The 26,670-nt window shown below is 42.6% G+C and carries 30 protein-coding genes, 1 pseudogene and 1 riboswitch; of the genes and pseudogenes, 11 read left to right on the top strand and 20 right to left on the bottom strand.

The window, feature by feature from the left end; translation table 11 throughout:
- The first annotated feature begins 75 nt into the window (after window positions 1–75).
- The 11 genes from ACK8HY_RS02730 (at window position 76) to ACK8HY_RS02680 (ending at window position 10,133) form a co-directional block, all read left to right on the top strand.
- A complete protein-coding gene (locus ACK8HY_RS02730) occupies window positions 76–930 on the top strand; it encodes an NAD(P)-dependent oxidoreductase (protein ID WP_416132708.1) in 855 nt (284 codons plus the stop codon).
- Window positions 931–1,041: 111 nt separating this feature from the next.
- Entirely contained in the window at window positions 1,042–1,785 is a 744-nt protein-coding gene (locus ACK8HY_RS02725; RefSeq protein ID WP_416132707.1) for a dienelactone hydrolase family protein, read from the top strand.
- Window positions 1,786–1,918: 133 nt separating this feature from the next.
- Complete coding sequence (locus ACK8HY_RS02720) at window positions 1,919–3,082, top strand: hypothetical protein (RefSeq protein ID WP_416132706.1); 1,164 nt, start codon at window positions 1,919–1,921, stop codon at window positions 3,080–3,082.
- Between the two features lie 52 nt (window positions 3,083–3,134).
- Window positions 3,135–3,977 (top strand): VanW family protein, encoded by an 843-nt coding sequence (locus tag ACK8HY_RS02715; protein ID WP_416132705.1) that lies wholly within the window; start codon window positions 3,135–3,137, stop codon window positions 3,975–3,977.
- 174 nt (window positions 3,978–4,151) lie between these two features.
- Window positions 4,152–4,244: riboswitch (TPP riboswitch) on the top strand.
- Window positions 4,245–4,323: 79 nt separating this feature from the next.
- Window positions 4,324–5,127, top strand: a complete 804-nt coding sequence (thiM, locus tag ACK8HY_RS02710; protein ID WP_416132704.1) for a hydroxyethylthiazole kinase — start codon at window positions 4,324–4,326, stop codon at window positions 5,125–5,127.
- On the top strand, window positions 5,117–5,749 hold the full coding sequence (gene thiE / locus ACK8HY_RS02705; protein ID WP_416132703.1) for a thiamine phosphate synthase: 633 nt from the start codon (window positions 5,117–5,119) through the stop codon (window positions 5,747–5,749). The genes thiM and thiE overlap by 11 nt, the downstream gene beginning before the upstream one ends.
- A complete protein-coding gene (gene thiD / locus ACK8HY_RS02700) occupies window positions 5,746–6,588 on the top strand; it encodes a bifunctional hydroxymethylpyrimidine kinase/phosphomethylpyrimidine kinase (RefSeq protein ID WP_416132702.1) in 843 nt (280 codons plus the stop codon). Before thiE ends, thiD begins: the two co-directional genes overlap by 4 nt.
- Window positions 6,572–7,225, top strand: a complete 654-nt coding sequence (gene tenA / locus ACK8HY_RS02695; RefSeq protein ID WP_416132701.1) for a thiaminase II — start codon at window positions 6,572–6,574, stop codon at window positions 7,223–7,225. The genes thiD and tenA overlap by 17 nt, the downstream gene beginning before the upstream one ends.
- 224 nt (window positions 7,226–7,449) lie before the next feature.
- A complete protein-coding gene (locus tag ACK8HY_RS02690) occupies window positions 7,450–8,193 on the top strand; it encodes a GIN domain-containing protein (protein WP_416132700.1) in 744 nt (247 codons plus the stop codon).
- A gap of 232 nt (window positions 8,194–8,425) precedes the next feature.
- Window positions 8,426–8,956 (top strand): DUF1572 family protein, encoded by a 531-nt coding sequence (locus ACK8HY_RS02685; RefSeq protein ID WP_416132699.1) that lies wholly within the window; start codon window positions 8,426–8,428, stop codon window positions 8,954–8,956.
- A 289-nt stretch (window positions 8,957–9,245) separates the two neighbouring features.
- Window positions 9,246–10,133: a helix-turn-helix domain-containing protein gene (locus ACK8HY_RS02680; protein WP_416132698.1), complete on the top strand. Its 888-nt coding sequence runs from the start codon at window positions 9,246–9,248 to the stop codon at window positions 10,131–10,133.
- Here the strand turns inward: ACK8HY_RS02680 and ACK8HY_RS02675 are convergent.
- From ACK8HY_RS02675 to ACK8HY_RS02580, 20 genes and pseudogenes are all read right to left on the bottom strand, one after another.
- A complete protein-coding gene (locus ACK8HY_RS02675) occupies window positions 10,130–10,930 on the bottom strand; it encodes a hypothetical protein (RefSeq protein WP_416132697.1) in 801 nt (266 codons plus the stop codon). The genes ACK8HY_RS02680 and ACK8HY_RS02675 overlap by 4 nt on opposite strands.
- Window positions 10,931–10,956: 26 nt before the next feature.
- Window positions 10,957–11,847: an urea transporter gene (locus ACK8HY_RS02670; RefSeq protein WP_416132696.1), complete on the bottom strand. Its 891-nt coding sequence runs from the start codon at window positions 11,845–11,847 to the stop codon at window positions 10,957–10,959.
- Between the two features lie 43 nt (window positions 11,848–11,890).
- Window positions 11,891–12,682 carry an urease accessory protein UreD gene (locus tag ACK8HY_RS02665; protein ID WP_165306253.1) on the bottom strand — a complete coding sequence of 264 codons (792 nt, stop codon included), beginning with the start codon at window positions 12,680–12,682 and terminating at the stop codon, window positions 11,891–11,893.
- A gap of 2 nt (window positions 12,683–12,684) precedes the next feature.
- On the bottom strand, window positions 12,685–13,323 hold the full coding sequence (gene ureG / locus ACK8HY_RS02660) for an urease accessory protein UreG (RefSeq protein WP_077435600.1): 639 nt from the start codon (window positions 13,321–13,323) through the stop codon (window positions 12,685–12,687).
- A gap of 11 nt (window positions 13,324–13,334) precedes the next feature.
- Window positions 13,335–14,024: an urease accessory protein UreF gene (locus ACK8HY_RS02655; protein ID WP_416132695.1), complete on the bottom strand. Its 690-nt coding sequence runs from the start codon at window positions 14,022–14,024 to the stop codon at window positions 13,335–13,337.
- A gap of 13 nt (window positions 14,025–14,037) precedes the next feature.
- Complete coding sequence (locus ACK8HY_RS02650) at window positions 14,038–14,583, bottom strand: urease accessory protein UreE (protein ID WP_416132694.1); 546 nt, start codon at window positions 14,581–14,583, stop codon at window positions 14,038–14,040.
- Window positions 14,584–14,592: 9 nt separating this feature from the next.
- Entirely contained in the window at window positions 14,593–15,177 is a 585-nt protein-coding gene (locus tag ACK8HY_RS02645) for a hypothetical protein (RefSeq protein ID WP_346084622.1), read from the bottom strand.
- A gap of 145 nt (window positions 15,178–15,322) precedes the next feature.
- Entirely contained in the window at window positions 15,323–17,044 is a 1,722-nt protein-coding gene (ureC, locus tag ACK8HY_RS02640) for an urease subunit alpha (protein ID WP_108632385.1), read from the bottom strand.
- Window positions 17,045–17,109: 65 nt separating this feature from the next.
- A pseudogene (ureB, locus tag ACK8HY_RS02635) lies at window positions 17,110–17,415 on the bottom strand (urease subunit beta); the annotation flags it as partial.
- A gap of 18 nt (window positions 17,416–17,433) precedes the next feature.
- Window positions 17,434–17,736: an urease subunit gamma gene (gene ureA / locus ACK8HY_RS02630; RefSeq protein WP_077435612.1), complete on the bottom strand. Its 303-nt coding sequence runs from the start codon at window positions 17,734–17,736 to the stop codon at window positions 17,434–17,436.
- A 159-nt stretch (window positions 17,737–17,895) separates the two neighbouring features.
- A complete protein-coding gene (locus tag ACK8HY_RS02625) occupies window positions 17,896–18,306 on the bottom strand; it encodes a hypothetical protein (protein WP_416132693.1) in 411 nt (136 codons plus the stop codon).
- 113 nt (window positions 18,307–18,419) lie between these two features.
- Window positions 18,420–20,858 (bottom strand): TonB-dependent siderophore receptor, encoded by a 2,439-nt coding sequence (locus ACK8HY_RS02620; protein ID WP_416132692.1) that lies wholly within the window; start codon window positions 20,856–20,858, stop codon window positions 18,420–18,422.
- Window positions 20,859–21,035: 177 nt separating this feature from the next.
- Complete coding sequence (locus ACK8HY_RS02615) at window positions 21,036–21,617, bottom strand: GNAT family N-acetyltransferase (protein ID WP_416132691.1); 582 nt, start codon at window positions 21,615–21,617, stop codon at window positions 21,036–21,038.
- 69 nt (window positions 21,618–21,686) lie between these two features.
- On the bottom strand, window positions 21,687–22,514 hold the full coding sequence (locus ACK8HY_RS02610) for an ABC transporter ATP-binding protein (protein WP_416132690.1): 828 nt from the start codon (window positions 22,512–22,514) through the stop codon (window positions 21,687–21,689).
- Entirely contained in the window at window positions 22,511–23,527 is a 1,017-nt protein-coding gene (locus ACK8HY_RS02605) for a FecCD family ABC transporter permease (protein ID WP_416132689.1), read from the bottom strand. Before ACK8HY_RS02605 ends, ACK8HY_RS02610 begins: the two co-directional genes overlap by 4 nt.
- Complete coding sequence (locus ACK8HY_RS02600; protein ID WP_416132688.1) at window positions 23,524–24,525, bottom strand: ABC transporter substrate-binding protein; 1,002 nt, start codon at window positions 24,523–24,525, stop codon at window positions 23,524–23,526. Before ACK8HY_RS02600 ends, ACK8HY_RS02605 begins: the two co-directional genes overlap by 4 nt.
- Window positions 24,515–25,063, bottom strand: coding sequence for a hypothetical protein (locus tag ACK8HY_RS02595; protein ID WP_416132687.1), 549 nt, complete (start codon window positions 25,061–25,063; stop codon window positions 24,515–24,517). Before ACK8HY_RS02595 ends, ACK8HY_RS02600 begins: the two co-directional genes overlap by 11 nt.
- 13 nt (window positions 25,064–25,076) lie before the next feature.
- Window positions 25,077–25,805 (bottom strand): hydrogenase nickel incorporation protein HypB, encoded by a 729-nt coding sequence (hypB, locus tag ACK8HY_RS02590; protein WP_120258501.1) that lies wholly within the window; start codon window positions 25,803–25,805, stop codon window positions 25,077–25,079.
- Between the two features lie 13 nt (window positions 25,806–25,818).
- Complete coding sequence (locus ACK8HY_RS02585; RefSeq protein ID WP_077435628.1) at window positions 25,819–26,163, bottom strand: hydrogenase maturation nickel metallochaperone HypA; 345 nt, start codon at window positions 26,161–26,163, stop codon at window positions 25,819–25,821.
- A 90-nt stretch (window positions 26,164–26,253) separates the two neighbouring features.
- Window positions 26,254–26,652, bottom strand: a complete 399-nt coding sequence (locus ACK8HY_RS02580; protein ID WP_416132686.1) for a hypothetical protein — start codon at window positions 26,650–26,652, stop codon at window positions 26,254–26,256.
- Between the last annotated feature and the right edge of the window lie 18 nt (window positions 26,653–26,670).

Raw genomic sequence — 26,670 nt, 5'->3', positions numbered from 1 at the left:
TTGTACCCCATGGATCCAAAAACATTTGTACCTTTATCGTGAGCTGAATGTTCGATTCACATGACACAATTTAAAATGAATAGAGAAAACATAGGATTTATAGGATTAGGGAACATGGGGAATCCCATGGCAAAAAACCTCGAAAGAGCAGGTTTTCCACTTGCCGTTTACAACAGAAACATCGCCAGAACGACAGACTTTGCAGCACAATCAACTGTTTATAGTGAAGTCACGGATCTGATCGAGGCCAGTGATGTTGTTTTCACCATGCTGACAAACGACGAAGCTGTCGAAGAAGTTTATGGTAAAATTCTCGAACAGCCTATCAGCGGGAAATTATTTGTGGATATGAGTACCATCGCTCAAGATGTGAGTATCAATCTTGCCAATAAGCTAAAAGCAAAAGGCGCTGCATTTCTGGATGCTCCAGTTGCCGGAAGCACCAAACCTGCTGCAGAAGGTACATTGATCATTATGGTCGGTGGGGAACAAACGAATCTCGAACGCGCCAGACCGTACCTTGAAAAGATGGGAAAATCCATTAAACATCTTGGTGAAAATGGCAAAGGTATTGCCGCAAAACTAGCCATTAATTACTTCCTATCAATCCTTTATCAGGGTCTGGCCGAAACCATCTTATTCTCCGATCAATTAGGGATTGAACGCAGTGAAATGTTAGCGATTATCAACGAAAGTGCCAGTGGTAGCGGAGCAACAAAAGTAAAAACACCTTTGCTCGTGGAAGGAAATTATACCGCAGCATTTGCACTGGATCTGATGTTAAAAGATATCCGGCTGGCACAGCAAGCGGGAGCAGCCTATCCCCTACTGGACACCTTGCTCGAAACCTATCAAAAGGCACATGACAAAGGTTTGGGACAATTAGATGTGATCGGAATTATTGAATCAATAAAACCATCCGGAGTCTAAGTTTGTTTATCTGACACAATTTTGCTTATCAAGCGCAATAAGGACTTTCACAGGACATAAAGGTATCTTTAATCACACAGCCCATCTGACGGCTAATAAAATTAAGAACAGATGAAAACAGCTTTGACATTTTTTCTATTAACTATGGTTACCATGGGTATGAAAGCACAGGAGTTAAAACAAGTATCCTACAAAGACGGAACACAGCAACTGAACGGACTTATCACGTCCAACGCTAACAAAAAAGGACCCGCTGTCCTTATTTTACCCGCATGGAAAGGCATAGATAACGAGGCGAAACAAGCTGCATTGCAACTTGAAAAAGAAGGTTATATTGCTTTCATTGCCGATATCTATGGTGAAGGAAATATCCCCACAGACAATACGGCGGCTTCGAAAATTGCCGGACATTATAAAGCAGACTACAAGGCCTATCAGCAGCGCATTGCGGCTGCGCTTAAAAAATTGAAAGATGCAGGAGCTGATCCCGAAAAAATTGCAGTAATTGGTTACTGCTTTGGCGGAACCGGGGCACTGGAAACAGCACGCGCTGGTTTTCCTGTGGCAGGGGTGGTCAGTATTCATGGTGGACTCTCCAAATCAGCTGACAGACCTAATGCAGCGATTAATGTGAAAGTATTGGTTGAACATCCCGCCGCTGACAAAAGTGTATCAAAAGAAGATTATGACGGGTTAGTTAAGGAACTTAATGAAGGAAAAGCAGACTGGCAGATCATTACCTATGCCAATTCTGGTCATACCTTTACCAATCCGGAATCACCAGAATATAACCCTGTCATGGCCAAACGTGCCTGGGAGCATACTTTACTATTCCTAAAAGAAGTACTAAACTAAGACATATAAAGCCGAAGCTTCCCCTATTCAAATGAACTGTCATTCCAGATCAATAGCGCCTCATCCGATTATTTTTCAGTTATTGGTACTTCTGTTGTGCACGACTGTGGCACGATCCCAAACGATAAAATCAATGGAAATCGGGGCGCCTACCCAAGCGATCCTGTTCGTTACCAATGAATCCGATAAATCAACGGATTTCGCGATGCGTCTCCATGATCAAAAGGCAAATGAAATTATTAGACAGGTTCCCTATAGTACCACCAGACTCCTGGTCTCAAAAACAGATGCCCAAAAATTTACTTTTGTTGTCAACAAGCGTAAGTGGACAGTGGATGTACCGACCCTCAAACAACGAAATGCCATGATCCTGTTTGATGGTCAGAGCAGACCGAAAGTGATCTATGACAGTCAAAGCTATCTCCAGGCAGCAAAGCCTATATTGACAAATACTAAGCAGACAAGTACAGCTCAAAAAGCGCTTAAATACGATGCGAAACTATTCTTCGATTCAATAGCTGCTATTCCGTTTAAACCCTCCAGGCAATATGCTGCCGCCATCATTTCGCGGTCCAATCTTCCGATCTACTCCACGCAGAAAAAAGGCAAATATGACGGAACTTATATTTCGCAGACCTTTACAGGGGAGAACCTCGAAAAACCCAGCGGCATTATAACAACCGTTTATCAGCAAGGCAAAGAACTCTCGGCAAACAATTTGTCTAATGGGGTCAATTTTTACAGCAAATATTTTTACAACAAATGGGGATTAATCGATTCGATACAACAGCTTCAAGATAGCAAATGGTCCTCTAGTACAATTTATCAATACTTACCGCGCGCTATTCTCATTACCGATCCTGAACGGCAAACCGCCTCCATCCATCATTTAAATGATCAATATCAAGTGATCAGGGAGGAGTCCATCCACTTCGTTTACCAACGCATGCATTGGGTCGACCACCGTTACAATGAAAATGGGCAGCTTGTTGAGGAAGTTTCAGGGCTAAATGACGCTATCGAAAAACGTACATTGTATTATTATGAGAACCCAAAAGCAGACAATTTCTCTTCGTGGCAGGCATTTGACACGGCGGGAAAGCTCACTGCCGAATCCAAAATAGCTGTGCAAGGCAACGAAAGCACTTACCTGTTTTATCGTGATGGTACATTGGAATTGAAAATAGTATCAAAAGACCTGGGCAACCACCAATACGAGAGCACCGTATTTGACAAACAGGATAAAATTACCTCTAAAACAATACAAACAAAGGAAAGTTCCTCCAATTTTCAATAATTTAAACGCGCAAACTGAAATAGGAGGAAGCAATACACATTATTCGTCATTAGTGAAAGAACGGAAATTAATAAGTCAACGTCACCCTTTACTGTATTTTCTCGCTGTTTGGGCGAGAAGGACACAAAGAAAAGCCATTTGGTTATTGGATAATAAAAAGTACACAAAAACCAAATCTACAACAGCGCTGCAGTATCGCATCAAAAAACACCAGTCTGTTTTATTAAAAAAGCTGGGGGAAAACAATATGCAGCTGCAGATCAATAAAGTGACCAATCTAAAGATTGCAGCAAAGCAGATCAATGGTGTACTGATCCACCCCGGCGAAACTTTTTCATTCTGTAAACTAGTCGGTCAACCCACACGAAAAAAGGGCTATCTTCCAGGGATGGAATTGTCTTTTGGTGAAGCCCGGGCAGGTATCGGTGGTGGAATCTGCCAGATCTCCAACCTGATCCATTGGCTTGTTATCCATAGCCCACTGACAGTCACGGAGCGTTATCACCATTCTTTTGATCCGTTTCCCGATGATGGGCGTGTATTACCTTTCGGAAGCGGTGCAACAGTGTTTTACAATTATCGGGACTATCAATTTACCAACAATACACCCTATACGTTTCAGATTAATCTTTGGTTTACCGAAAAATGTCTTGAAGGTGAGCTCCGGATCGATCAGGAGCTCGATTTTGCCTATCACGTCATTGAAAAAGAGCATCAATTCCTTAAGATAGGTGATCAATTCTATCGAAAAAATGAAATCTGGCGGGAAAAATTCCTGAAATTTCAGGGTGGAAAGGTTGTTGATACGGAACTCCTGACGAAAAATTTTGCCCGCGTCACTTATAGCCCACCTGACTACACGGAATTGCCAACTGAAGATAATAAAAGTTTCTAGCAATTAAGCTAACTACGAAAGATCATTTTGACATCATCCTCTGCTCATTGTCGGCTCAATCTATTTCCCTACTCATACTGAAAATGTCGGTCAAATCGCTCGCAGTCATTTTTACTATTCCGGGACCGAATAAAAACAGGGGTTATAAAAAGTCCTTTTTTTTGTCTAAATTTGATATGGCTTTGGGGGTATTCTGTATAGAATTGAGATAGTCCCTTCGAACCTGATTCGGTTTATACCGGCGTAGGGAAAAGCAACCGCTTAGGTATATTGAAATATACCGGACAGCCCATCTGTCTCATTTCTTCCTGTCAAAGCCACGTACAAACATAGCGAACAAAAAGGAATGGAAGATTTAATTATCGATCTGTTAGCACAGGTCAGACGACAAAAACCACTTGTACATAATATTACGAATTTGGTGGTGATGAATAGCACCGCCAATGCGCTCCTTGCTCTTGGAGCTTCCCCAGTCATGGTTCACAGTCCATCCGAAGTGCGCGAGGTTGTTGACCTTGCCCAGTCATTGGTCCTCAACATCGGCACATTGAGTGAACTTACCGCCGAGTCCATGCTTGTAGCGGCAGAACATGCCAATAACATTGGCCGCCCTTGGGTGTTGGATCCAGTAGGCGCGGGAATATCCGCTTTTCGCAATGACTTACTGGCAAATCTCCTGGAGTTAAAGCCCACTGTGATACGGGGAAATGCATCAGAGATCATGAGCCTCTACAATTTCAACGAGGTCAATACCAAAGGTGTAGACAGCACTGCAGACAGCAAAGCTGCTATTGGCTTTGGTAAAGCATTACAAGAACAATTAGGATCTATCATCTGCATCTCCGGAAAGGTAGACTATATCCTGTCCGAACAGCATACCGCAGAGGTACACAATGGACACCCCTTGATGACCCAGGTTACCGGACTCGGTTGTAGCGCGACGGCACTCATCGGCGCATTTTTAGCAGTCACAGACCATCCTTTTGAAGCCGCGACCGCCGGTGTCTCCCTTTTGAGCTTAGCAGGTGAACTGGCAACAGCGCGATCCGCTGGTCCGGGTTCCTTACAGATGCATCTCTATGATGAGCTCTATCTGCTGAATGAAGAGCGTATCCGGATGCATCTCAACTTGAAGCATTATGGCAATTAATCCTCTATTTCCTTACCCCTTGTATCTGGTGATCTCCGAACGGGACTGCTACCCAAACCCTTGGCTCCATGTTGCCGAAGAAGCCATAATCGGCGGTGTGGATATTATTCAGTTGCGCGAAAAGAACGAAACGCCGACAGGCTTTCTGGAAAAAGCCAAGAAGCTAAAAAAGCTTACCGATCGTTACGGAATCCCTTTAATCATCAATGATGCCGTGGATATTGCGATTGAAATCGAGGCCTGGGGGGTGCATGTCGGACAAAATGATCGTCAACCTCTAGCAATAAGGGAAAAATACGGACATCGTCTTCAAATTGGCTGGTCGCTGGAAGTTCGGATACAACTTGACAGCAAACAGATGGCCGCTGTAGACCACCTTGGTATAAGCCCAATTTTTCCAACAAAAACAAAAACAGACACCATTACAACCTGGGGAATCAGTGGACTGGCTGAGTTACGTGATCTAACTGAAAAGCCCTTGATCGCCATCGGAGGCATGAACCTGGATACCAGCACAAGTGCCTGGCTGGCTGGCGCAGATTCCATTGCGGTCGTCTCGGCAATTTGCCAAAGTAAAAATCCAAGAAAGCATAGCGCCCAATTAAAGGAATTATTAACATGAACATAACGAAAAAATATACAGTGCCCACTGTACTGAGCATAGCGGGGTTTGATGGCAGTGGCGGAGCCGGTATCCAAGCCGATACGAAAACTATATCAGCCATTGGATGTTATGCCATGAACGTCTTAACGGCATTACCCGTGCAGAACACGCAAGGGGTACGAAATATTTACGAGATACCGACCCAAGCAGTACGTGAGCAATTGGATGCGATCTTCGATGATATTTATCCCGATGCGATCAAAATCGGGATGGTTCACACGGTTGAACTTGTCGAACTGATCAGCAGCTATTTGAAGGAATACCGTGGAACAATTGTCTTTGACCCCGTGATGGTGTCGACAAGTGGTCACAAGTTAATCCATGATGATACAATTCAAGCTTGTGTTGATCTACTTTTTCCAAAAGCCTCGGTTATCACGCCCAACCTGGATGAAGTCAGTGTACTTGTCGGAAGGACTATAGCTAAGGTCGAAGAAATGGAAAAAGCGGGCATTGAACTTCTTGAAAAAGGATGTCAGTCAGTGCTTATTAAAGGCGGACACCTTCAAAGTAGCGAGCTTACCTCTCTCCTCTTTCAGCAAAACGCATCAGCATTGGTATTTAAATCACAAAAAATTGACAGCAAAAATACACATGGATCCGGCTGCTCTCTTTCTTCCGCAATAGCGAGCCAATTAGCGCAGCAATTTCCCCTTGCTGAGGCCGTCGCTACCGCTTTAGATTATGTCCATGAGGCAATCAAAGGAAGCAAAGATCTCGTTATCGGCAAAGGAAATGGGCCACTTAATCATTTCCACAACCCTATTAAACTTATTTTTCATGAAATGGAGCGATAAAGCCTGGAATGCTATAAGACCAATTTATGCTGATATCCTAGCCATGCCTTTTATTTCCGAACTGAGCAATGGCAGTCTACCGCTGGACAAATTTCAATTTTATATGCGTCAGGATGCTTTCTATCTGGAGGAATTTGGACGTGTTTTAGCTTTCATAGGTGCAAAGAGTGCAGACAATCAACAAGCCCTGGATTATTTTGAATTTGGACGCAATGCCCTTATCGTCGAAAAAGCGCTCCATGAAAACTATTTTAAAGAATTTGGTCTGGACCCGGAAGACGACAACAAGATAGAACCCGTTTGTCACCATTACGTACACTTTTTAAAAAGTGTAGCTGCCTTTGAACCTATTGAAGTCGCTATGGCCGCGACTTTACCCTGCTTTTGGATTTATAAAGAAGTTGGCGACCACATCGTTTCGATCGCCAGTGGTGACCACAACCCCTATTCCAAATGGATCGAAACCTATAGTGGTGAGGACTTTGCCGAGGGTGTGAACAAAGCCAAAAATTACGTCGATCAAATTTCTGAACAAACTACTGCAACAAATCGGGAGAAAATGCGACAAGTATTTATAACAGCTTCCCGATTGGAATATCATTTCTGGCAGGCAGCTTACGACAAGAGCATGTGGTAACCGCAAAAACAACGGTTAAATTGTTCGATAACGAACAGCAGTTGTTCAAAAATGGGCAATAGAAAAAACGTCTAAAAGCAAAAAGAGCTATTTATAAACGATTTACATGGTTTTTAAATTTTGGCACCACTATTATAGATGTAAGCAAGGAAATGAGGCTGTTTTCAGAAATAAAAACAAAAATTATCATAGCATAAAATTAAAAACTACTAATAGACAAAACCATGAAAAGAATTTTAACTATCGCCTTTATTTCATTTTTATATGTAGCTCAGGCCCAAGAACGTGAAACCCGTAAGATTTCAGCTCCCGACGGCATTTCGGCAGCCACTTCGCTACGTGTTGACTATGTTCACTCCAACCGCAATGAAGTTGTTGTTGAAGCGGACAACGCAGAGCATCTATCGCTGATCGAAACCAATGTAAAAAATGGCGTATTACATGTACAATATAAACGGAATTCGCAGATCAGAAATGCGAGGAACAACCGTGTAACGGTATATTCGAGTAAAATTCCGACAAGTTTTTCGGCCTCATCCAGTGGCTCTATTTTCACCAACGAAACCATCAAGGCAAACAAAATATCTGTCAACGTTTCTTCATCGGCCAGAATTACACTTAAAAAATTAATTGCCGACGATATTTCGCTTTCGACAAGTTCCTCAAGTAGATTAACGGCCGACGTAAGTGCAAAGAATCTAACGGTAAATTCCACAAGTTCGTCAAAACAGGAAATTGCTGGAAGTTCGAGGAACCTGAATTTAAATGCCAACTCCTCTACTTCAGTTGACATGGCCGCTTTTACAACAACCAACGCGGAGGTCAATGCCAGCACATCGGCTGGTGTTACCTTAAGTGTTAAGGATAATCTGCGCGGTAAAGTTTCTACCTCAGCGAAAATCTCCTTAAAAAATCAGCCACGGAATGTCCAAGTTGACAAATCGACAAGTGGCCGGGTCGTTATCTAATGCTAGTTTAGGTTTTTAAAAAGACTGTTTATTTATGTTTAATGTTTAGTTAGCTAAAGGTGGTACCTTCCCCAGTGCCACCTTTTTTTCCTGCCTGCCCTACCCGCATCGATAAAAAACTGGACTAGAATGCCCCTCCAACAGCCTATTGAGAGGAACCAATTCACCAGATATAAGCTGATATTTTCGTACCTTGTGTTAAGAAACACAAGCACACATAACACAGAATCCAATGGATAATTTTTTAGCAAGTAGCCTCAAGCAATTTCGGGAGTTCAAATCTCTGGGAGACAAAACCTTCGCTCAATTGACGGATGAGCAATTATTCTGGCAATTCAATCCTTCCAGCAACAGTATTGCCATTATTGTGAAACACCTCCATGGGAACATGCTTTCGCGTTGGACAGACTTTCTACATTCGGACGGCGAAAAAGAAGGAAGAGACCGCGATATGGAATTCGAGCCTACTGAGATGAGCAGGGCACAGCTGCTCAAACTATGGAACGAAGGTTGGGATTGTTTATTTCTAGCCCTGGAATCTTTAAATGAGCAAGACCTGACGAAAACAATCTTTATCCGCGGAGAAGGACATAGCGTATTGGCAGCCATTCATCGCCAACTTGCCCACTACCCCTATCACGTAGGCCAGATTGTCTACATCGGAAAAATGTGCCAGGATGAGCAATGGACTTCGCTATCCATTCCAAAGGGAAAATCTGCAGATTTTAACCAGGAAAAATTCAGTCAAGGCAAAAAAGTATAACTTATAGCGATCGAATAACGCTGCCCAATTGTCGATTGGGCAGCGTTGTCGTCTAAATTTTTCTATTGCAATCCTATACTACAAATCCGTTTAAAACGTTACATGGAAGGTACTGTTTTAGGTGTCCGTTAGCAAAGAATTGATTATATTTGTGTGATCTACCGTTACTAATTCCTTTGCGATTCAATCCCATGGGAATTAGCTTGTTTTGGGTTGTAAAACAAATAGCAAGTGCAGGGAGTTCATTGATCCACTTGAGCGTAGACAGGTAATTTATAATTATTTATGAATGAAAAATTCGATTAAGATCATCAACAATTACGAGTATAAAAAGTTATTCTTACCTGATGTTTCTGAGCATAATTTATTTAACGAAAATAAAATTCAGGTTTATCGAATTGAAAATTATCTCCGGAGCATCTTAATGCCCGTCATTCCTTATCGTACTACCTTCAATTTTCTAATTTTCGTAACGAAAGGTTCCCTGACACAACACTTGGAATCAGCCTCCTATACGCTGACTGAAAACCAAGTCATCAATATCAAGCAAGGGAATATCACCGCAACACTGGCCATATCTGACGATGTCGAAGGCTTTTTTGTCGTTTATGAAAACGAAATTGTCACTGATATCGAACTTGGGATCAATGACATCAAATTTTTCAATTCCCATCCCTTCACGACGTTAAAACCGCATGTTGCCAATTGGATTCAGCAAATGCTGATTCTTTTGGAAGAAGAACTTTTTACCGAAGGTCGCGTGATGGAGGTATGCATCTCGATGATGCAATGCATCTTATTGAAGGTCATCAAATCGGATATCGAAACCAAGGCACCGATGAGCAGACAGTTGGATATTGCATTTCGCTTTCGGGAATATGTCCAAAAGTTCCATATTGACCATAAAAATGTATTGTTTTACGCCAATCTATTGCATATCTCCGAAAACTACCTAAACAAGTGTGTGAAGGAGGCAACCAATAAGCCACCCAAGCAATGGATTACTGAAATCAGCATCTTGCATAGCCAGATCCTCTTGCAGGACGCCACGAGAGATATTGCGGGGATAGCTTTCGAACTGAAGTTCCAATCGCCCTCCTATTTCACCAGGTTATTTAAAAAAATCACCGGGTATTCACCCAGTGATTATCGAAAACATAAGTTTATGGCAGACTAATGTTTATGGTAAGGCAGGTTCCAAATGAGATCGACCGCCAGATAATGCACCCCGAAATCCACCTGATCATAGCCCTTGATCAAATCATTCATATAGCCGACATCCAATCGTAATGGTGTCTTTGGAATATCTGTCATGTAGTAAAAGCCCAAACGCGTTTCCTTGTACCCAAAGCTCGACCAAGCATCCGGTTCATTCAGTTTACTGATTGCAAAAAGACCTTCGGCACTCAGTGCCAGTTCCTGCTTATTTTTATCGGATATTTTAAAATTCACCTGCGATTTTAGTCGGGTTCTAAACTGGAAGTTCTCTTCTGCTTTATGAAAGTTTGCTGTAAAAAATTTCCGGAACTCCTGCCGTAGTGTATTTTTCCATTTCCAGCGCTCAGCCAGTTTAAAAGTATACGCATACCGTCCATACAACCGGAATTCCTGTTCCACTCCTTCATTGTGGTAGGGCGCTTTTCCATCATATACATTTTGACGCCTGTAGCTCAGCGCATAGCTATATTGCTGATTCGGCGCAAATTTGTTATAGACCTCATGATTCAACACCCAGATGGCCTGCTTATGAAAAGGATTGGAGTCCTCGGGTGTACTTTTGGTTCCCAGGCCGATATAGGTCAGTGCTTCCTTTGTTCCGGCACTGTCCAGCTTGCGTCGCAGGCCCAACACCGACCAGGAGGCCGTTTTGGCTTTACCAAGCCCAGGCGGACTTACCTGCCCATATACGGTGTTTATATGAATTCCCAATAAGAGCATTATTGGGAATAGATTTATGAAACGAAATTTCAACATCAGATAAAATTTTAGTAAAAAAAAGACTAGGAAGTCTCCGCTGTCGCAGAAAATTTAGCCACCAACCAATTGTCCAGTCGTTTGACAGGCTCCATTGCCCACATCGCGACCACAAAAGGAAAGGTTAGCGTCGTCCAACCATTGTGGATCATGCAATGATCAAAATAGGTCGCTATTATAACCGCAATGAGTACATAGATACCATCTCTGACGCGTTGGCCACTTAACGCAATTCCACATAAAACCGCATTGAAACTAAAGATACCGTTGTTGGTCATATCAGTTGACTCATGCCCATGATGCGAGATATAAACGCTAATAATGACAGCGGCGGAAGCATATAATGCCGCGATCGGCTTACTGATAAAGACGCCAATAAAAAAGATCAGTCCCGCAATTAAGCTACCCTGAAAAATAACCTGACCAAAGGCATGTCCTTCAATAAGGAAATCGTCCATTTCTTCAATATCCACAAAGTGCTCTGGAACGGTCCGTAAAGCCAATTCTGGAATACTCAATACATATAGCGCAATCCAGGTGATCATGATAAAAGGAAACGTAAACACAGGAATATTTTTCTTCAGTGCAAAGCCCATTAAAATCGTGGTCAATACAGAACCGATGATCAAGGCAGCCCATACCCAGATATTAGCCTGAAAATAAAAGACCAACGCAATCCCATATAATGTGGCATTAAATCCAAAGAGCCCATCATTAATATGGTCCTCGTCAAACTTCATCAATTTCGCTGTTATTACCCCAACAAGATTCGCCAGTATCCCGGCAAATCCCATGAGTGCGGAATCATAAATAATAGCCCCAATAAACAGGACTCCAGTCCAGATGTTACCCTGTAACATAATCTGTCCAAATCCCTTAAAAACAGCTTTAACAAAAGCCAGGATGTTATTTTTCATTAGAATAATTTGTTATTTAAAAATTGTATTCAGTCCCCGTTATTTAATTCAGGAATAATTTTTCCCACAAAGCACTTTGCATCTCTTTAAAAAGAAGGTAAAGTTGCTCGGCACCATAGCCCAGCACACGCACCATAAAACCATCATGTTGCAAAGCACTGATACCAAAGGCAACATCCTTGGTTTCTCCATATTTTTCATAGAATGCTTCGATCCATTCATCTGGACTTAACCCGGCACTATTCAGGTAAATCAACGTCCCTTGGTGTGTGTACCCTTCCAGAATGCCCAATCCCTGAATGGGCATACGATCCGGTTGTAACAGCACATTATCTTTTACAACCAGTCGACCATTCACATAACATTCCGTCAGATTCTGAAAATGATTGTACTGAAATTCCTCCCCGGACATTTTCCTTCCACAGGTCACGATTTCACTTAGTAGTAGATGGCAATTGGAAGCAAGATGGATAATATTGTGGCTCAAAAAATGAGAGGAATGTTGTGGCACCACTGGGTGAGGCACATAGGAAAACACGGAATCTTCGCCCAGGGTCACCTGCATTGTTTGCGAAGAATGCCCCTTCATATGAAACAGACGCTGATAAGCCTGCGTCTGCAACTGTAATTTTGCTCCCGGCGCAATATCAATTTTGATCTGATGATCATCACCATCCAATAATCCCGGTGAGGAACTCATGATCATCAAATAAGCCGCATTGTCTTTTTGATATTGACCGACAGGGACAATGCGAAAAGGTTGAGTGACATAAGCATCCTTCATAAAGGATTTCCCTTCACGATGTGCTATTTTGACGGCTAAAGAACAAATCATAATTAACGAAGTAAATTAGGTTCTTCAATATCTTGAAGCAATGCATATTTCTTGATCCAGCCCACAATCTCCTCCAGACCGTCGCCAGTTTTCAAATTGGAGAACAAAAATGGAGCACCTTTGCGCATCATACGGGCATCATGTTCCATGACCTCCAGGCTTGCACCCACATAAGGCGCCAAGTCTTTCTTGTTGATCAATAACAGATCCGAACGTGTAATCGCAGGACCACCTTTACGTGGCATTTTTTCACCCTCAGCGACATCAATGACGAAAATGGTGATATCTGCCAAATCTGGGCTATAGGTTGAAGTTAGGTTGTCGCCCCCACTTTCGATCAAAATAAGTTCCAGATCAGGAAAACGGCTAGCCAGTTCGTCTACAGCTTCCAGATTCATACTCGCATCTTCACGGATCGCGGTATGTGGACAACCTCCTGTTTCAACACCGATAATACGTTCGCGGGGTAATAAGCTATTTTTCGCCATATACTCCGCATCTTCTTTGGTGTAGATATCATTTGTAATAACCGCCAGATCTAACTCATTTGCCAGACGTCTGCTCAATCTTTCCAATAACGCTGTTTTGCCGGAACCCACCGGACCGCCGACACCGATCTTAACATATTTTCTATTTTCCATTTTATTTGATTTTAAGAGATATAAACTCTAGAATATAATCGTTCGTGTTGCATGCATCGGATATCAAATCCGATATTGCACAGCCCCACTAAATTTCGTTCAACTGCTAAAGTCTCGTGACAGAGCCCAAGTATATCATCGTGTAGGCCAAAAAGAACATCCTGACCATCGAGCTGTCCGAGCGGCACGAGTTTCACGGCATTCGTCACCATGGTGATGGCCGCATTGTAATAAAAGCCATGTAATGCTTCTTCCAAAGGAATTTCCAATAACGAAGCCAGCATACCATACATCAAGCAATAGTGGCTATCTACTTCCTTTTTCTGAATCAATTTGCCCCAGGCAACAACAAAATCCTGTTGTTGATAACGGCTAAATATTTTGTAAATGCGTACGCCCAGTTTTTTACTGGCTTCCCGGATCTCTTTTGGACTTTTCAATGCTGTACACTCCTGGTCCAAAGCGATCAATGCATTTAAATCCTCCGATGTGGTGGCTTCGTAGGCCAATTTCATCAGGGCAGCATCGTTATACTTTAGATTGTACCATAAATTATGGCGGACATAGTTGTCAGTAGTTGCTTTATCACAGACCAAGCCTTGCTGCACATAGGTTTCCAGCCCATTTGAATGGGTAAATCCACCAATCGGTAGCGTCGGATCTGCGAGATGGAGCAATTTGCCCAGAAAAGTATTTTTCATTGACATAAATTATTTATTCATTATTTGTAGATTCAACGGCTGGCGCTGTACCAATATCCTCCTGCTTCTGAATGAACAGCGGAATATTTTTTGTTGAAAATTTCAACTTTTGATGATGCTTTGGGTCTACGTTTGCGTGGAGTGGGTTCAGCAGCTGCTGCATACAGCACACAGGGTCAAATCCATTTTTGGTCAACCACTCGTACATGGAGCGTTCGTAGGGCATCAGCAATTCATTTGCCTCTACGAATAGAGGCAAATGTTTGTTTCCTATTTCACTGCTGACAAAAGCAATTTGAAGGAAATCAATTGCCATCACTTTAATAACTTCACAAGGTCTGATGGTAACCACAACTACTTTTTCTTCGTCTTCATACAGGATATCGCCGTCCTGCAAGCAGGAAGTATTGCCCAATAGTTTTACAGCGATATCCATCCCCTCCGCTGTACGAAGTCGCTGAATACGTTTGGTGGATTCATACCATTCAATCGACAGCAGATCATGACGCTTATTGTTCTGCTCGCGATTGATATTCCTTGTGATTTCTGTGATAATCATTTTCGTGCTTTAAAAAAATAGATTTTTTGACAATCCCAATCCCACAGTTGATCCATTGATCCCTGTAATCACCTCGTGATCATCTGGAATAACAGCATCCTTACCATGCTTCTTCTTGTAAGAGAGCTCCGCGACTTTTGCTTTCAAAGCCCAGCCTTTTCCGAGGTCAATACCCACTAACGGATACACTCTGAACAGGAAACCATTGTAGCTTCCATCCACCATGCCTCCGGATGCATTAACAACATGCTGGTCACCCCAAATGTAATGTGCATCCACTTGACCGATCAACATAAAATGTTCTCCTAACGGCCAGGTGTTGCTGTAGAATGGACCAACTTCATGGGAATGATCCGTAAAGTCAAGCGCCTTCGTATAGGCGTTGTTGAACCCATAATTTATCCCCACATTCATGTTGTCATTAAAAAAATAGCCTACGCCCACTGGTGCCGCACTAAATTGGTGGCCAGCAGCGGTTTCATGGTAATTGAGCGAACCATACAGCATGATTCCGCCTTTTTGAGCAGAAGCCGATTGTATCGAAAAGCAGGCTATTGCCAGACAACATCCCAAAAATATTTTTAAATTTTTCATTGATATATCGTTGTTTTTAAGGGCAATAAAACGATCATGAGCCTTCCTTTGCCCATTGATCATCAGCGCTACTCATGACCGTTTTATTTGTTTTTCATTTATAATGACCTGATGCAAGATCAAGCCATGGTAGTCTCCATACAGATTAAAACAAGAAATACAACTGTCCTAAAGAAACGGTATCAATCGGCTGTGAACGCAAAATTTCTCCATCCAGACTTACTTCATAGTTCTCCGGATTAACGATAATTTCGGGTGTAGCGTCGTTGTGGATCATATCTTTTTTGGAGATGTTTCTACAGTTTTCTACAGGAAGTACCCCTTTTGCTAAGCCGTATTCCTCTTTAATGCCGTTTTCGAATGAAATTTTGGAAACAAAGTTGAAACAGGTGTTATGAACAGCTTTTCCCAATCCGCCGAACATTGTACGTAAGATAATCGGTTGTGGTGTAGGAATGGATGCATTGGCATCCCCCATTTTGGACGCGATGATCATACCACCTTTGATAATCATTTCCGGTTTCGCACCAAACAAGGCTGGGCGCCAGATAACCATATCTGCGATTTTACCCGGTTCGATAGAACCTACGTATTTTGAGATACCATGTGCAATCGCTGGGTTGATTGTATATTTTGCGACATAACGACGTGCACGGAAGTTATCGTTGTTTTTTCCTTCATCTTCAGGTAGCGGCCCCACTTGTTTTCTCATTTTGTCCGCTGTCTGCCAGGTACGTGTGATAACCTCACCTACACGGCCCATTGCCTGCGAATCTGAGCTCATGATGCTGAATACACCACGATCTTGTAATACATCCTCAGCAGCGATTGTCTCCGGACGGATACGTGAATCGGCAAAAGCCACATCCTCAGGAATTTCTTTACTCAGGTGGTGACAAACCATCAACATATCCAAGTGCTCATCAATCGTATTTTTTGTAAATGGACGTGTCGGATTTGTGGAAGCTGGCAATACATTTGGATACATTGCCGATTTGATAATATCCGGAGCGTGACCACCACCGGCACCTTCCGTATGGAAGGTATGGATTACACGACCGTTGATCGCCTGAATGGTATCTTCTAAGAAACCCGCTTCATTTAATGTATCGGTGTGAATGGCAACCTGTACATCGTATTTATCAGCTACCGTTAATGCTCTATCAATTGTTGCGGGTGTAGCACCCCAGTCTTCGTGAATTTTAACCCCCAAAGCTCCGGCTTCAATCTGTTCAACAATGGGTTGTTCAGTTCCCACATTTCCTTTTCCAAAGAAGCCAAAGTTCATCGGTAGATCTTCCACCGCTTGCATCATACGACGGATATTCCACTTCCCTGGTGTTACGGTGGTTGCGTTTGTTCCGTCCGCTGGACCGGTACCACCGCCGATCATCGTAGTAATACCACTGTATAAGGCTGTTTCGACCTGTGTAGGACTGATATAGTGAATATGGGTATCTATCCCCCCCGGTGTTAAGATATAGCCAGATCCGCCATGCACTTCGGTAGAAGCGCCAATAATCATATTTGGCGTAATGTTATCCATTGTATCCGGATTTCCAGCACGGCCGACACCGACAATCTTACCATCCTTGATACCGATATCACCTTTCACAATTCCCCAGTGGTCAATCACGATAGCATCTGTGATCACCATGTCCAAGGTACCTTCATCACGTGTGTGAACGGAAGATTGACACATACCGTCACGTACGGTCTTACCACCACCAAATTTTGCTTCGTCGCCATAATAAGCGTAGTCCTTTTCAACTTCGATAATGATATCGGTATCGCCTAAACGGATTTTATCGCCACTTGTCGGACCAAAGATGGCGCTATAATTTACTTTGCTAACTTTTAAACTCATGATACTTTGTTTTTAAAGCCTTGTTCTTTCACTTTTTTCATTGCATTTTCTTTCGCGACTTCGGTTTCAGTATCACCGTTTACCAAGTCGTTGTGCCCGTAGATTCTTCTGGCACCTGCATAAGGAACCAATTCTACATCTTTGGATTCTCCCGGTTCAAAACGCACCGCTGTACTTGCAATAATATTCAATCGCTTGCCAAAAGCTTTTGCACGGTCAAATTCCATCATCTTGTTCACTTCAAAGAAATGAAAATGTGAACCTACCTGAATTGGTCTGTCCCCTGTGTTTGTTACGGTAATCGTCGTAACTTCTCTACCTTCATTACAGATGACATGGCCATCCGCTATAAAAAATTCTCCTGGAATCATAAATTCTATTTTTAACAATTATCGAATCGGATTATGAACGGTCACCAATTTGGTACCATCCGGAAAAGTCGCCTCAATCTGCACATCGTGAATCATTTCGGGCACACCTTCCATGACATCTTCACGTGTCAATAATGTCGCGCCATACTGCATTAAATCAGCCACAGTACGGCCATCACGTGCAGCTTCCAAAAGCTCACTGCTGATCAATGCAATAGACTCCGGATAATTTAGTTTAAGTCCTCTAGCTCTACGTTTTTTCGCTAGTTCACCGGCAAGATGAAGCAATAGCTTCTCTGTCTCTCTAGGTAATAAATGCATATAAAATATTATTTAAATTGTTGTTATTTCAGTCGAAAACAAGTCAGTACAAGCCCCGACGACTTTAAAAAATCGTTCAAAAAACCTGGTAAACGAAGCCCATAGCAAAAGCTTACGGCATAGCGTTTCAGTTCTCAGCGTTGTAAGAAAAGGAAAGGATTATCCCTGAAATGGGATCTTTAAACTTTGGAAAAGAATGTATTTTGGTGGTAGGACCAATCGATCCAAGTAAGGTGTTCTGTTATTCCGCATGTTGAGGCATACAGGATAACAAAATATAAAAAGACAAATGTACAATACGCTCCAACCGAGGAGCTTATTCCATTCATCTTTTAAGTCGACCTGTTCACTGACATCATAAAGGTCATGATCGTGTACAGCAGCAACTATATTTTCTCTTTCGGGTTGATCAACAGCTTTATCAATTTGTTTATGTGTGCTGGATAAACCAAGATATGTACCTGAGGAATTATGAACTTTGAGCTGTTCAGAAATAGTCATTCCTTTCAGGAGCAGGACGCTCAAAAGAAAAACTAAAAAAACTAAACTATGCCTAATCATTGTATTCACAATCCTATTATTTGTTGCCCAAATTTACAACCAAAGCAGGCCAATCACTAGTACAAATCTTGAATTAAATAGTCTAAATTTGTCGAAAAACCTACTTTGATTGTTTTTTTTAATTAAAATGAATATCCAATTGAAACCATAATGTTTCTTGGTGCCCCTGCGAAGGCACGTGTGTAGTCAAATCCCCCTAAGAAATAGTATTTATCAAATACATTGTTAAGGTTAAGCGCCATTTTCATGGCCCCGATATGATAATAAGCCGCCGCATTAACTGTCGTATAGGAAGGCCATTGTCCCCAAAGGGCATTTCCTTCGCTATCCTTCCCAATGCTATTGTCCATGCGTTTGCTATCAACATAATAAACACCAGCACCAAAGCCGAGTCCTTTTAAGGAAGTATTGGAGAATACATATTTTAACCATGCGCTGGCCATATTTTTAGGTGCTCCCGGTAGCGCCTGCCCAACTTCAGATGCAACAGAAGAAGCCTTCACTTCGGTATGGTTAAACGTATAATTTGCCATCACCTGGAATTCTTTGGTCAGCTGCCCGCGGACATCCAGTTCCACGCCCCGCGACAATGCTTTTCCAGATTGTCTATACTCCGGTAATCCCGAATCATTGATTGTTCCTGTCGCAATAAGCATATTTCTACGCTCGATCTGAAACAAGGAAAGATCCATTTGCAGCTGATCCTTAAAAAAGCCCGTTTTCAGCCCTGTTTCAATTTGAAAACTACGTTCAGCTTCAAAAGGCTTATCTGCACCATAGTCTTTATAGTTCTGGATAAAATTAGCGCCGACCGGTACAAAACCCTGCGAGTAGCTTGCGAAGTAATTCATCTGTTTGTTGATTCCATAAGTCAGACCGAAACGGGGTAACAAAGCATTTTGTGTAGCATGAAAGCGATTCTGTCCGTCAATAGTTTCCGAAGAATAATGTTCATGCCGCAACCCCACAATTAATTTCAGACGATCCGCAATGCTGATCTGATCCTGTATGTATTTACCGGTCGTTTTATAGGGACTCAAAAAAGGATAAGCGACCTGTGTACGCCAGACGTAGTTGGTTAGATCATGTGTGGTATAGGTCGGGTTGTTCAGGTCAAAAGTCAATGGCACCACTTTGCCATCCACAGTTTGCTGTCTGGCTTCCCGTAACTGATTTTCTTTGTCACCACGATACTGTGCGAAGTCAATCCCCGCAACGATATGGTGGTCAATTTTATCCCCGAGCAGATCCCATTTGACATATCCGACGACGTTGTCGGTATAATCACGGCCATGACGGTCAAAGAAACGCATATTCATGATGGTGTTATGTGGAGCATCCGCAAAAGTATTTAGCGTACGGTGCTCGTTGACATCTTCCTGATAGATGGATTTCATATAGCTCAGGTTCAGGCTCACATTTTCCGCCAGCCTTTGCGCCAATCGTCCACTGAATGAAAAAGTCTTAGAATTATAGAAATCAGAAGGCTGACTTAAAGTAAACGAACGTGGCAGGGCATAAAAGTTATTTTCCTTTATCCCCATTCCCCGATCCAGATAACCGTTGAACTGATTGTATACCACATCGATGTCTACGGTTGTCCCTGCAGCGGGCTTAAATGTAAATGAAGGTGCCAGCATCATCCGTTTTTGACGGTTCACATCGCGAAAGGTTTTGGTATCTTCATAGCCTGCATTAAAGCGATAGAGAATTCGTTTTGCATTATCCAATGGACCGCCCAGATCCACTGTGGTGCGCATGGTTTCAAAGCTTCCGGCAGCAAAACTGACATGACCTTTAAAATCTTCCAAAGGCTTTTTCGTCGTCATATTGATGGTACCACCGGGTACAATGTCGCCAAATAGAGAAGCTCCGGGGCCTTTCAGCACCTCAAGGTTTTCGAGATTGATTGTTAGTGGGGAATTATAATAACTATTGCCGTAACCATAGCCCGAACGTAGACCGTTCACCAAACGGACTCCAGTTTCATAACCGCTTTTAAAACCACGGATCACCACATCATCATAAGATGAAGCCTCAGTGACACCTGCAAGGTCCTGCACCAGTGCCCCTGTTGTAAATGCTTGCTTATCTTCGATAAATTCCTTACTCAGTACAGCCACAGATTGTGGTAGGTCTTTCAGCTTTCCAGCGAACTTACCGCCCAACTCCATGTTGTTGGTCAAATAGGAATTATTACGACGGCCGGTAACCAATACTTCATCCAAGGTCCGCCCTCCCTCTTCCATCATGAGTCGAATTCCTTTTTTCGGATTCCAGGTAGTCTCATCAATACGAATAAGTTGTGATTTATAGCCGATCGCTTCGGCGCGCAATTGTACCGGAAGGGTTGTCGCTGTAGTAAAAGCAAATTCGCCATTCGTGGCAGTACTGATCTTTTGTCCTTGGTTTTCAAGTGTCAAAGTCACTCCTGGAATTGGATTTCCGTTTTCGTCCTGTATCTTCCCAAAAATCATAAAGCTCTGTTGGGCGTAAACAGCTGCTGGTGTGACAGCACTTGCCAATAATGCGAAAGCGAGTGCTTTCATTGTGTTTTTCATCTGTATTTTTTCATTAGCCAGATGGCACATACCCTGTTTAAAACTCACCTACGATGATCTTATTGAAATAAGATGCTAAACAGGGACAGTTCCTCTGGAATTATTTTTTATCTTCTAGTGCTGATTTATTTTATTTCTTGCATTCAGCGCGAATGCAGTTCACAAAACCGAATTGCCTTATTTCGACAATTCCAGTTCCGCTGAATATTTCCGGTGATTGGGTTGTTCTAACATTTGCTCCATGTGAATTGTCGGGAAGCCCGATTCATCGCAATATTCTTTGAGATAGAATCCTTGTTTTAACCAGAACTCATGGGCTCCCTCCAAAAAAGGATGGGTGTGTAAGTAAAGTCTTTCGACCGCTTTCTCCTTGGCCACCTTTGTCAATTGGTGGAAAAGTGCTGTTCCAAGTCCAGAACGACGGTAATCGGGGTCGACAAAAAGACGCGCGACCTCAACAGTCTTTCGGGTGTCTAACCCGAGATGCGGAAATCGATAGTCATAAGCGAGCATGCCGATCACACCGACCAGTTTTCCGCTCTTTTCCCTTGCCTGTAGAAATGTTCCAGTTTGCCCATCCAGATACAGCTGTTTAAAGTCCAGCAAATCGCTGGGAATCTTTTGCGGGTCAAGCATGGGAAACAGCTGTTTCCGAAATTCAATAACATAAGGTAACACCGTTTCCAGATCCTGAACAGTGACTGTACTTATCGCAATATTTCTGATTGAATCTGTCCTTTGCATGCCTATTTTATTCATACTATTTTCGTTTTTAGCGTCCATGCCGCCACTAGGATCTGTACCTTATCCGCACATTGTTTACAGCCTTTATAGCTTATTATTTACGCCTTCCAGTTCAAGGGATTTTATCGGAGCCCAGTCATGTGCATGAAGCATGGGTGCAAACATCCATTTCCCTTGGTTTTCCAAACTGATCAATGGCAACTCATAGGTCTGTTCCAATACTTTTCGAACCTGCTCTCTGTTCATTCCATGTAGATCGACCAGTGTATTGTCCTGCATCAAATAAAAGTGGTCACCAAAAAGATAGGCCATATTGGGGTCATGCATCACACAGAGCACCGTTGTTCCCTCCTTGACCAGTTCTTTAGCGGTCTGCAAAACGGCAATCTGATAGTTCAGGTCAAGATGGTTTGTCGGTTCATCCAAAAGCAATAGATCAGGCTGTTGCACCAATACCCGACAAAGCAAGACCAGCTGCCGCTCGCCTCCTGACAGGGAAGTATAAGATTTATCTTTTAAATGTGCGAGATTAAATTTTTCCAGAATTGCATCCACAGCCTCAAAATCTTCACGGCGCGGTGAAAAGCGGGAGAATGATGCACGTCCTGTTAAAATAACATCTGCCACCTTAAAAGGGAAAGTTGTCTGATGAAACTGATTTAAAAAACCCAGTTTAAGCGCATTTGATTTACCTACCTTCCAGTTTCTACGTTCCGTCTCACCGATCAATACCGATCCCTGATAATGTTTCTCCAACCCGGCAATAACATTGAACAAGGTCGACTTACCGCTACCGTTCCGGCCCAGAATAACCGAAAGCTTTCCTTCCGGAAAGGACACATTGACGTCCCGCAAAATAGTATCCTTACCATAGGCAAAGGATAGGTTTTTGATATGGATGGATTTGCTCATGAGTTCCAGTTAATTTCGTTCCGGCGCATCAGGTAGATAAAGAGTGGCGCGCCAATAATCATTGTAAATACCCCTATCGGAATTTCGAAAGGCATGACTGCACGTGAAAAATCGTCAATCAATAACAGGAATGTCCCACCGATACTGATATTCGCCCATACGACAATATTATTGTTGGGACCAAAAATCATGCGGCTGATATGTGGAACAATGAGTCCAAATAAGCTAATCACGCCTACCGCAGCAACAGCTGATGCGGTGATCATGGTCGCAACCCCGATCATCAGCAATTTCAGGAGTTTTGGATTCACCCCCACAGCAATCGCTTCCTGATCTCCCAATGCCAACAAATTCAATTTCCAACGCAATAAGATCAATATGATCAACCCGATCACTATCGGTAAAAAGGCGTTCTGCACTTTTGACCAGGAGGCGGTATGGAGGTTTCCCATCGTCCACTGCACAATAGCCTGTAATTTATAAGGATCACTGATATATTGTAACAGGGTAAGCATCGCTGTAAATACCCCCGAAATAACCATTCCTGCCAAAACCATCCCAATGATGGATGTTTTTAAACCGGCATTGGATACCAAGTAAGTCAAGGCCACAGCACAGACACCAAAAAGAAATGCCGAAACATTGACAGACAAAAGTGGAAACAGCATGGCTAAGGCGGCACCGAAAGCAGCACCAGAAGATATTCCCAACGTAAATGGGTCTACTATCGGGTTGCGAAAGATAGCCTGTAAGGTCCCTCCAGATGAGGCAAGGGCGGCACCGACCATAAAGGTCAATAAAATCCGCGGTAAACGTACTTGCCACAAAATGGTATCCATGCTGCCCATCAATACCGTCGTATCATTTCCTTTATAAAGCCCTAATTCCAATCCGATACGTTGGCAGAGTTCAATAAAACCAATATGCTGACTTGAGCCAATCAATAATGAAAGCAGGAGCAGCACTAATGGCAATATCACCAGCAATAAAAGCTTTTTTAATTGAAGTATCATTGCAGAAGCCCCGCTTTACCGTATAATTTTTCAAAAGCCATTGTCATATCCTGATCGAGTTGCTCCTTGGTATAACTCGGGAAACACCAATGCCGCACCTGTTTGGCGAAGAGCATAAATTTCACGGTATGTGGATCAAAAGGAAAGGACGGTGACATCACAAATACCTGTTTATTTTTTACGGCAGGCAGTGCGGCCAATTCTTTCAGGTTGTAAACATCAGAACTTTTGGAATTCCATAGAATCATGAGATCGGGATTCCACTTGTAGATCGTTTCAGCGCCTACGTTTGGCGCTTCCATTTCCAAAGGACAGGCATTTGTCGCCCCAGATAGGCGGATGGCCATATCGATAAGACTACCTCTTCCCGAGGTCGAAAGTACACGTCCTTTGGACCAGGCATAATAGACCTTCTTTTGCGGTTGATCGAGCGGAACGGCCATCTTTTTAACTTCATCGCCGACAAATTTCACAATTTCCTCAGCCCGTGCTTTCTTGTCCAAAAGCGTTCCCATTCCGATCAATTCGTTAAAGATACTGGTTTCATCTTTCGATGAAAAAGTGAAGACAGGAATACCCAAATTTTCGAGCTGTGTGATATTATCCTGATCGGTATTGAATGTCAGAACAAGATCGGGGTTCAGGCTTACGATGCTTTCTACATTGTTGGCCTGACCACCAAAAGTTGGTGTAGCGATACTTTTCTGAACGATACGTGGGTCTAATTTCGATAAAAAAGCATAGGTATCTTCCATTTGATAGACTTGCTCAGGAATGCCGACCAATCGGTCACTGGCCTGTAGCATATAAACCTCATCCACCAGAGAGGGATACAGGACAACAACACGTTGGGCCGGTCGCTCCAATGAGATTTCCTTGCCGCGGCTATCCATGGCCTTCACCCCATTTTTACTTGCATTGGACTGTTGGTTTTGGCAGGCTTGTAAGCATACAAGCAAGACCAGTGACAACAGCACTATATATATTCTAATTTTCATGCTTTCTGCTATTCTTTAGCTGCTGGCGAATCCGATTTTCAGACAGCAATATCGCTTCTTCCAATTGGACAGACGTACCATATTTTGCTGCAATTTGCTCATAGAGTCGACCATCATACGGCAAATGGAGAGACTGGAGCTGATCAACCTGGAATATCGGTAAATGTCGGTTACCGACGAAATAACCAAAATCTGCCAGTTGAACCAAATCCGAAGGGTTAAACCTGATCGCCAAGGTCGGCTTAACAGTGACGATTGCCTGCAGTTCTCCATTGTGGTACAGCGCATCTCCATGATGCCACTCCTGCCCCTGCTCCAATTGCATCAAGATCGTATTTCCAAACAAGGTATTTCTGGTCAAACGGCGTTTATTAATTTCAAACCATTCGATGTATACCCGATCTACCTGATCAGTGATGGCTTGGTACTGGGGCACAATGGTATCTATCGTTACAGGCAATCTATTCATTGTTGTATAGGATATATCATTCAAACTTTGCGCTGTGATCAACCATCGTTCGATCTGATCGTTGATCACCTTCGCAAATTTACTATTTCGCCGCAGCTACTTTCTGTTGTTCTTTTTTCAGTTGGACTTTCTCTTTCAACCAGTCACACCAGCTATCTAGGCCATCTCCATTCAAGGTACTGATCGTAATCACTTCCAGGTTTGGATTGACTTCACGTGCATCTTTTGTCACGGCATCTACAGAGAAAGGCACATAAGGTAACAAGTCTGCTTTTGAAACAAGCATCAATTCGCTGGTCAAAAACATACGTGGGTATTTTTTTGGTTTATCATCACCCTCAGTTGTCGCCAGTAAAGTGACCCGATAGTCTTCACCTAGATCAAAAGCCGAAGGGCAAAGTAAGTTTCCGACATTTTCGATAAATAACAAATCAATGCCTTCGATATCGATGTGATCCAGTGCCTGCAGAATCATTTGTGCTTCGATATGGCACATACCGCCTGTAACGATCTGCAATGCATTGATTCCAACATCACGCATACGGATCGCATCACGTTCCGTTTCAGGATCTCCCACCAACACAGCAATGTTTAGATCCTTTGAGAGACGCTTTCCAGTCTCTTGCATCAAGGTTGTTTTACCAGACCCCGGAGAAGAGCATACATTGATCACACATACATCTTTCAGCCTGTCGCGAATACTTTTGGCGACAAAATCATTTGCCTTTAATAAATGTAGGGTTGTATTTTCACATTGGACCGAACCGACGCGGTTACCTAAACTTTTAGGATTTTGAGTATTGTCTGACATGATAAATGATTTTTTAATCGTGTTTAAAAATTACTTTGGAAATATAGAGTTCATTTCCTTGAACAATTGTACTCGAAGGCTGCCCACAATCGCAGACAAATCGGTGAAAATGAACAGGAAAATTCTTCTGACAGTGCTCACAATAGGCAATGATATCATTTACCACAACCTCCATTTCCATATCGCGGTAATGGGTATTTTCGGTGATAAATGCGTCAAAAGCATTTTGGATCAGCACAGGCTGCACATTGGACAATAGTCCGGCTGTCACCTGAATTTTCTGGATATCATCCACTCTGGTCTCGTAATGTGAGGTCAGCGTATCGAAGATATCCTTCACTATACTTAGCTCGTGCATTGGTATATTTTAAGAAATCAATAAAATAAATTTAGAATAGAAATTACGATTTTTCTTTCAGCTCTCTTCAAGAATGAAAGCTCTAAATCGCTAAAAGGGGATTTTTATTTGCTCAAAAAGCAGGAACCGTGCTATGGGAATCGGTTCAATATCCAAAACATGTAGATAACGATAATCGTTTTGCGGTGTTGAAGGCAGTAATTCATGCCAAAGCAAATCGACCATAACTACCCAGCGGTCTGTCAACCAATCCTGATTATTCTCGACGTCCAATTCGGCGATGGATTGCATCGATGGGTATAAAGGATCTAAATTTGGATTGTCTATTTTTAGCAGGGTTGAAAGCGGAAAATCAGCTTTATTTGGTTCAGTTTTTAGGGAAGAAATGCCGCAATGAAAACTATCACTTTTCGGTACAATACTGTTTGCATTTAAACTTTTAAATGAAACAAACAGAACTGTAATTAGAAAAATAAAGTGCTTCCACATAGTTGCAAACTAACAAAG

This window comes from Sphingobacterium sp. NGMCC 1.201703, assembly GCF_047784615.1.
In the GTDB taxonomy this organism is placed as follows: domain Bacteria; phylum Bacteroidota; class Bacteroidia; order Sphingobacteriales; family Sphingobacteriaceae; genus Sphingobacterium.
The sequence above is the reverse complement of the archived record's forward strand: the minus strand, read 5'-3'. Positions and strand labels throughout refer to the sequence as shown.

Excerpts from the sequence above, each read along its gene's own strand:
- ACK8HY_RS02675 (WP_416132697.1), bottom strand. The coding sequence starts at position 10,930 with ATGTTGAAATTTCGTTTCATAAATCTATTCCCAATAATGCTCTTATTG.
- ACK8HY_RS02725 (WP_416132707.1), top strand. The coding sequence starts at position 1,042 with ATGAAAACAGCTTTGACATTTTTTCTATTAACTATGGTTACCATGGGT.
- ACK8HY_RS02665 (WP_165306253.1), bottom strand. The coding sequence starts at position 12,682 with ATGATTTGTTCTTTAGCCGTCAAAATAGCACATCGTGAAGGGAAATCC.
- thiM (WP_416132704.1), top strand. The coding sequence starts at position 4,324 with ATGGAAGATTTAATTATCGATCTGTTAGCACAGGTCAGACGACAAAAA.
- ureA (WP_077435612.1), bottom strand. The coding sequence starts at position 17,736 with ATGCATTTATTACCTAGAGAGACAGAGAAGCTATTGCTTCATCTTGCC.
- hypB (WP_120258501.1), bottom strand. The coding sequence starts at position 25,805 with ATGTCAGACAATACTCAAAATCCTAAAAGTTTAGGTAACCGCGTCGGT.
- ACK8HY_RS02655 (WP_416132695.1), bottom strand. The coding sequence starts at position 14,024 with ATGAAAAATACTTTTCTGGGCAAATTGCTCCATCTCGCAGATCCGACG.
- thiE (WP_416132703.1), top strand. The coding sequence starts at position 5,117 with ATGGCAATTAATCCTCTATTTCCTTACCCCTTGTATCTGGTGATCTCC.
- ACK8HY_RS02620 (WP_416132692.1), bottom strand. The coding sequence starts at position 20,858 with ATGAAAAACACAATGAAAGCACTCGCTTTCGCATTATTGGCAAGTGCT.
- ACK8HY_RS02690 (WP_416132700.1), top strand. The coding sequence starts at position 7,450 with ATGAAAAGAATTTTAACTATCGCCTTTATTTCATTTTTATATGTAGCT.
- ACK8HY_RS02650 (WP_416132694.1), bottom strand. The coding sequence starts at position 14,583 with ATGATTATCACAGAAATCACAAGGAATATCAATCGCGAGCAGAACAAT.
- ureC (WP_108632385.1), bottom strand. The coding sequence starts at position 17,044 with ATGAGTTTAAAAGTTAGCAAAGTAAATTATAGCGCCATCTTTGGTCCG.
- ACK8HY_RS02685 (WP_416132699.1), top strand. The coding sequence starts at position 8,426 with ATGGATAATTTTTTAGCAAGTAGCCTCAAGCAATTTCGGGAGTTCAAA.
- ACK8HY_RS02605 (WP_416132689.1), bottom strand. The coding sequence starts at position 23,527 with ATGATACTTCAATTAAAAAAGCTTTTATTGCTGGTGATATTGCCATTA.
- ACK8HY_RS02645 (WP_346084622.1), bottom strand. The coding sequence starts at position 15,177 with ATGAAAAATTTAAAAATATTTTTGGGATGTTGTCTGGCAATAGCCTGC.
- ACK8HY_RS02580 (WP_416132686.1), bottom strand. The coding sequence starts at position 26,652 with ATGTGGAAGCACTTTATTTTTCTAATTACAGTTCTGTTTGTTTCATTT.
- thiD (WP_416132702.1), top strand. The coding sequence starts at position 5,746 with ATGAACATAACGAAAAAATATACAGTGCCCACTGTACTGAGCATAGCG.
- ACK8HY_RS02610 (WP_416132690.1), bottom strand. The coding sequence starts at position 22,514 with ATGAGCAAATCCATCCATATCAAAAACCTATCCTTTGCCTATGGTAAG.
- ACK8HY_RS02585 (WP_077435628.1), bottom strand. The coding sequence starts at position 26,163 with ATGCACGAGCTAAGTATAGTGAAGGATATCTTCGATACGCTGACCTCA.
- ACK8HY_RS02680 (WP_416132698.1), top strand. The coding sequence starts at position 9,246 with ATGAAAAATTCGATTAAGATCATCAACAATTACGAGTATAAAAAGTTA.
- ACK8HY_RS02730 (WP_416132708.1), top strand. The coding sequence starts at position 76 with ATGAATAGAGAAAACATAGGATTTATAGGATTAGGGAACATGGGGAAT.
- ACK8HY_RS02670 (WP_416132696.1), bottom strand. The coding sequence starts at position 11,847 with ATGAAAAATAACATCCTGGCTTTTGTTAAAGCTGTTTTTAAGGGATTT.
- ACK8HY_RS02615 (WP_416132691.1), bottom strand. The coding sequence starts at position 21,617 with ATGAATAAAATAGGCATGCAAAGGACAGATTCAATCAGAAATATTGCG.
- ACK8HY_RS02720 (WP_416132706.1), top strand. The coding sequence starts at position 1,919 with ATGGAAATCGGGGCGCCTACCCAAGCGATCCTGTTCGTTACCAATGAA.
- ureG (WP_077435600.1), bottom strand. The coding sequence starts at position 13,323 with ATGGAAAATAGAAAATATGTTAAGATCGGTGTCGGCGGTCCGGTGGGT.
- tenA (WP_416132701.1), top strand. The coding sequence starts at position 6,572 with ATGAAATGGAGCGATAAAGCCTGGAATGCTATAAGACCAATTTATGCT.
- ACK8HY_RS02600 (WP_416132688.1), bottom strand. The coding sequence starts at position 24,525 with ATGAAAATTAGAATATATATAGTGCTGTTGTCACTGGTCTTGCTTGTA.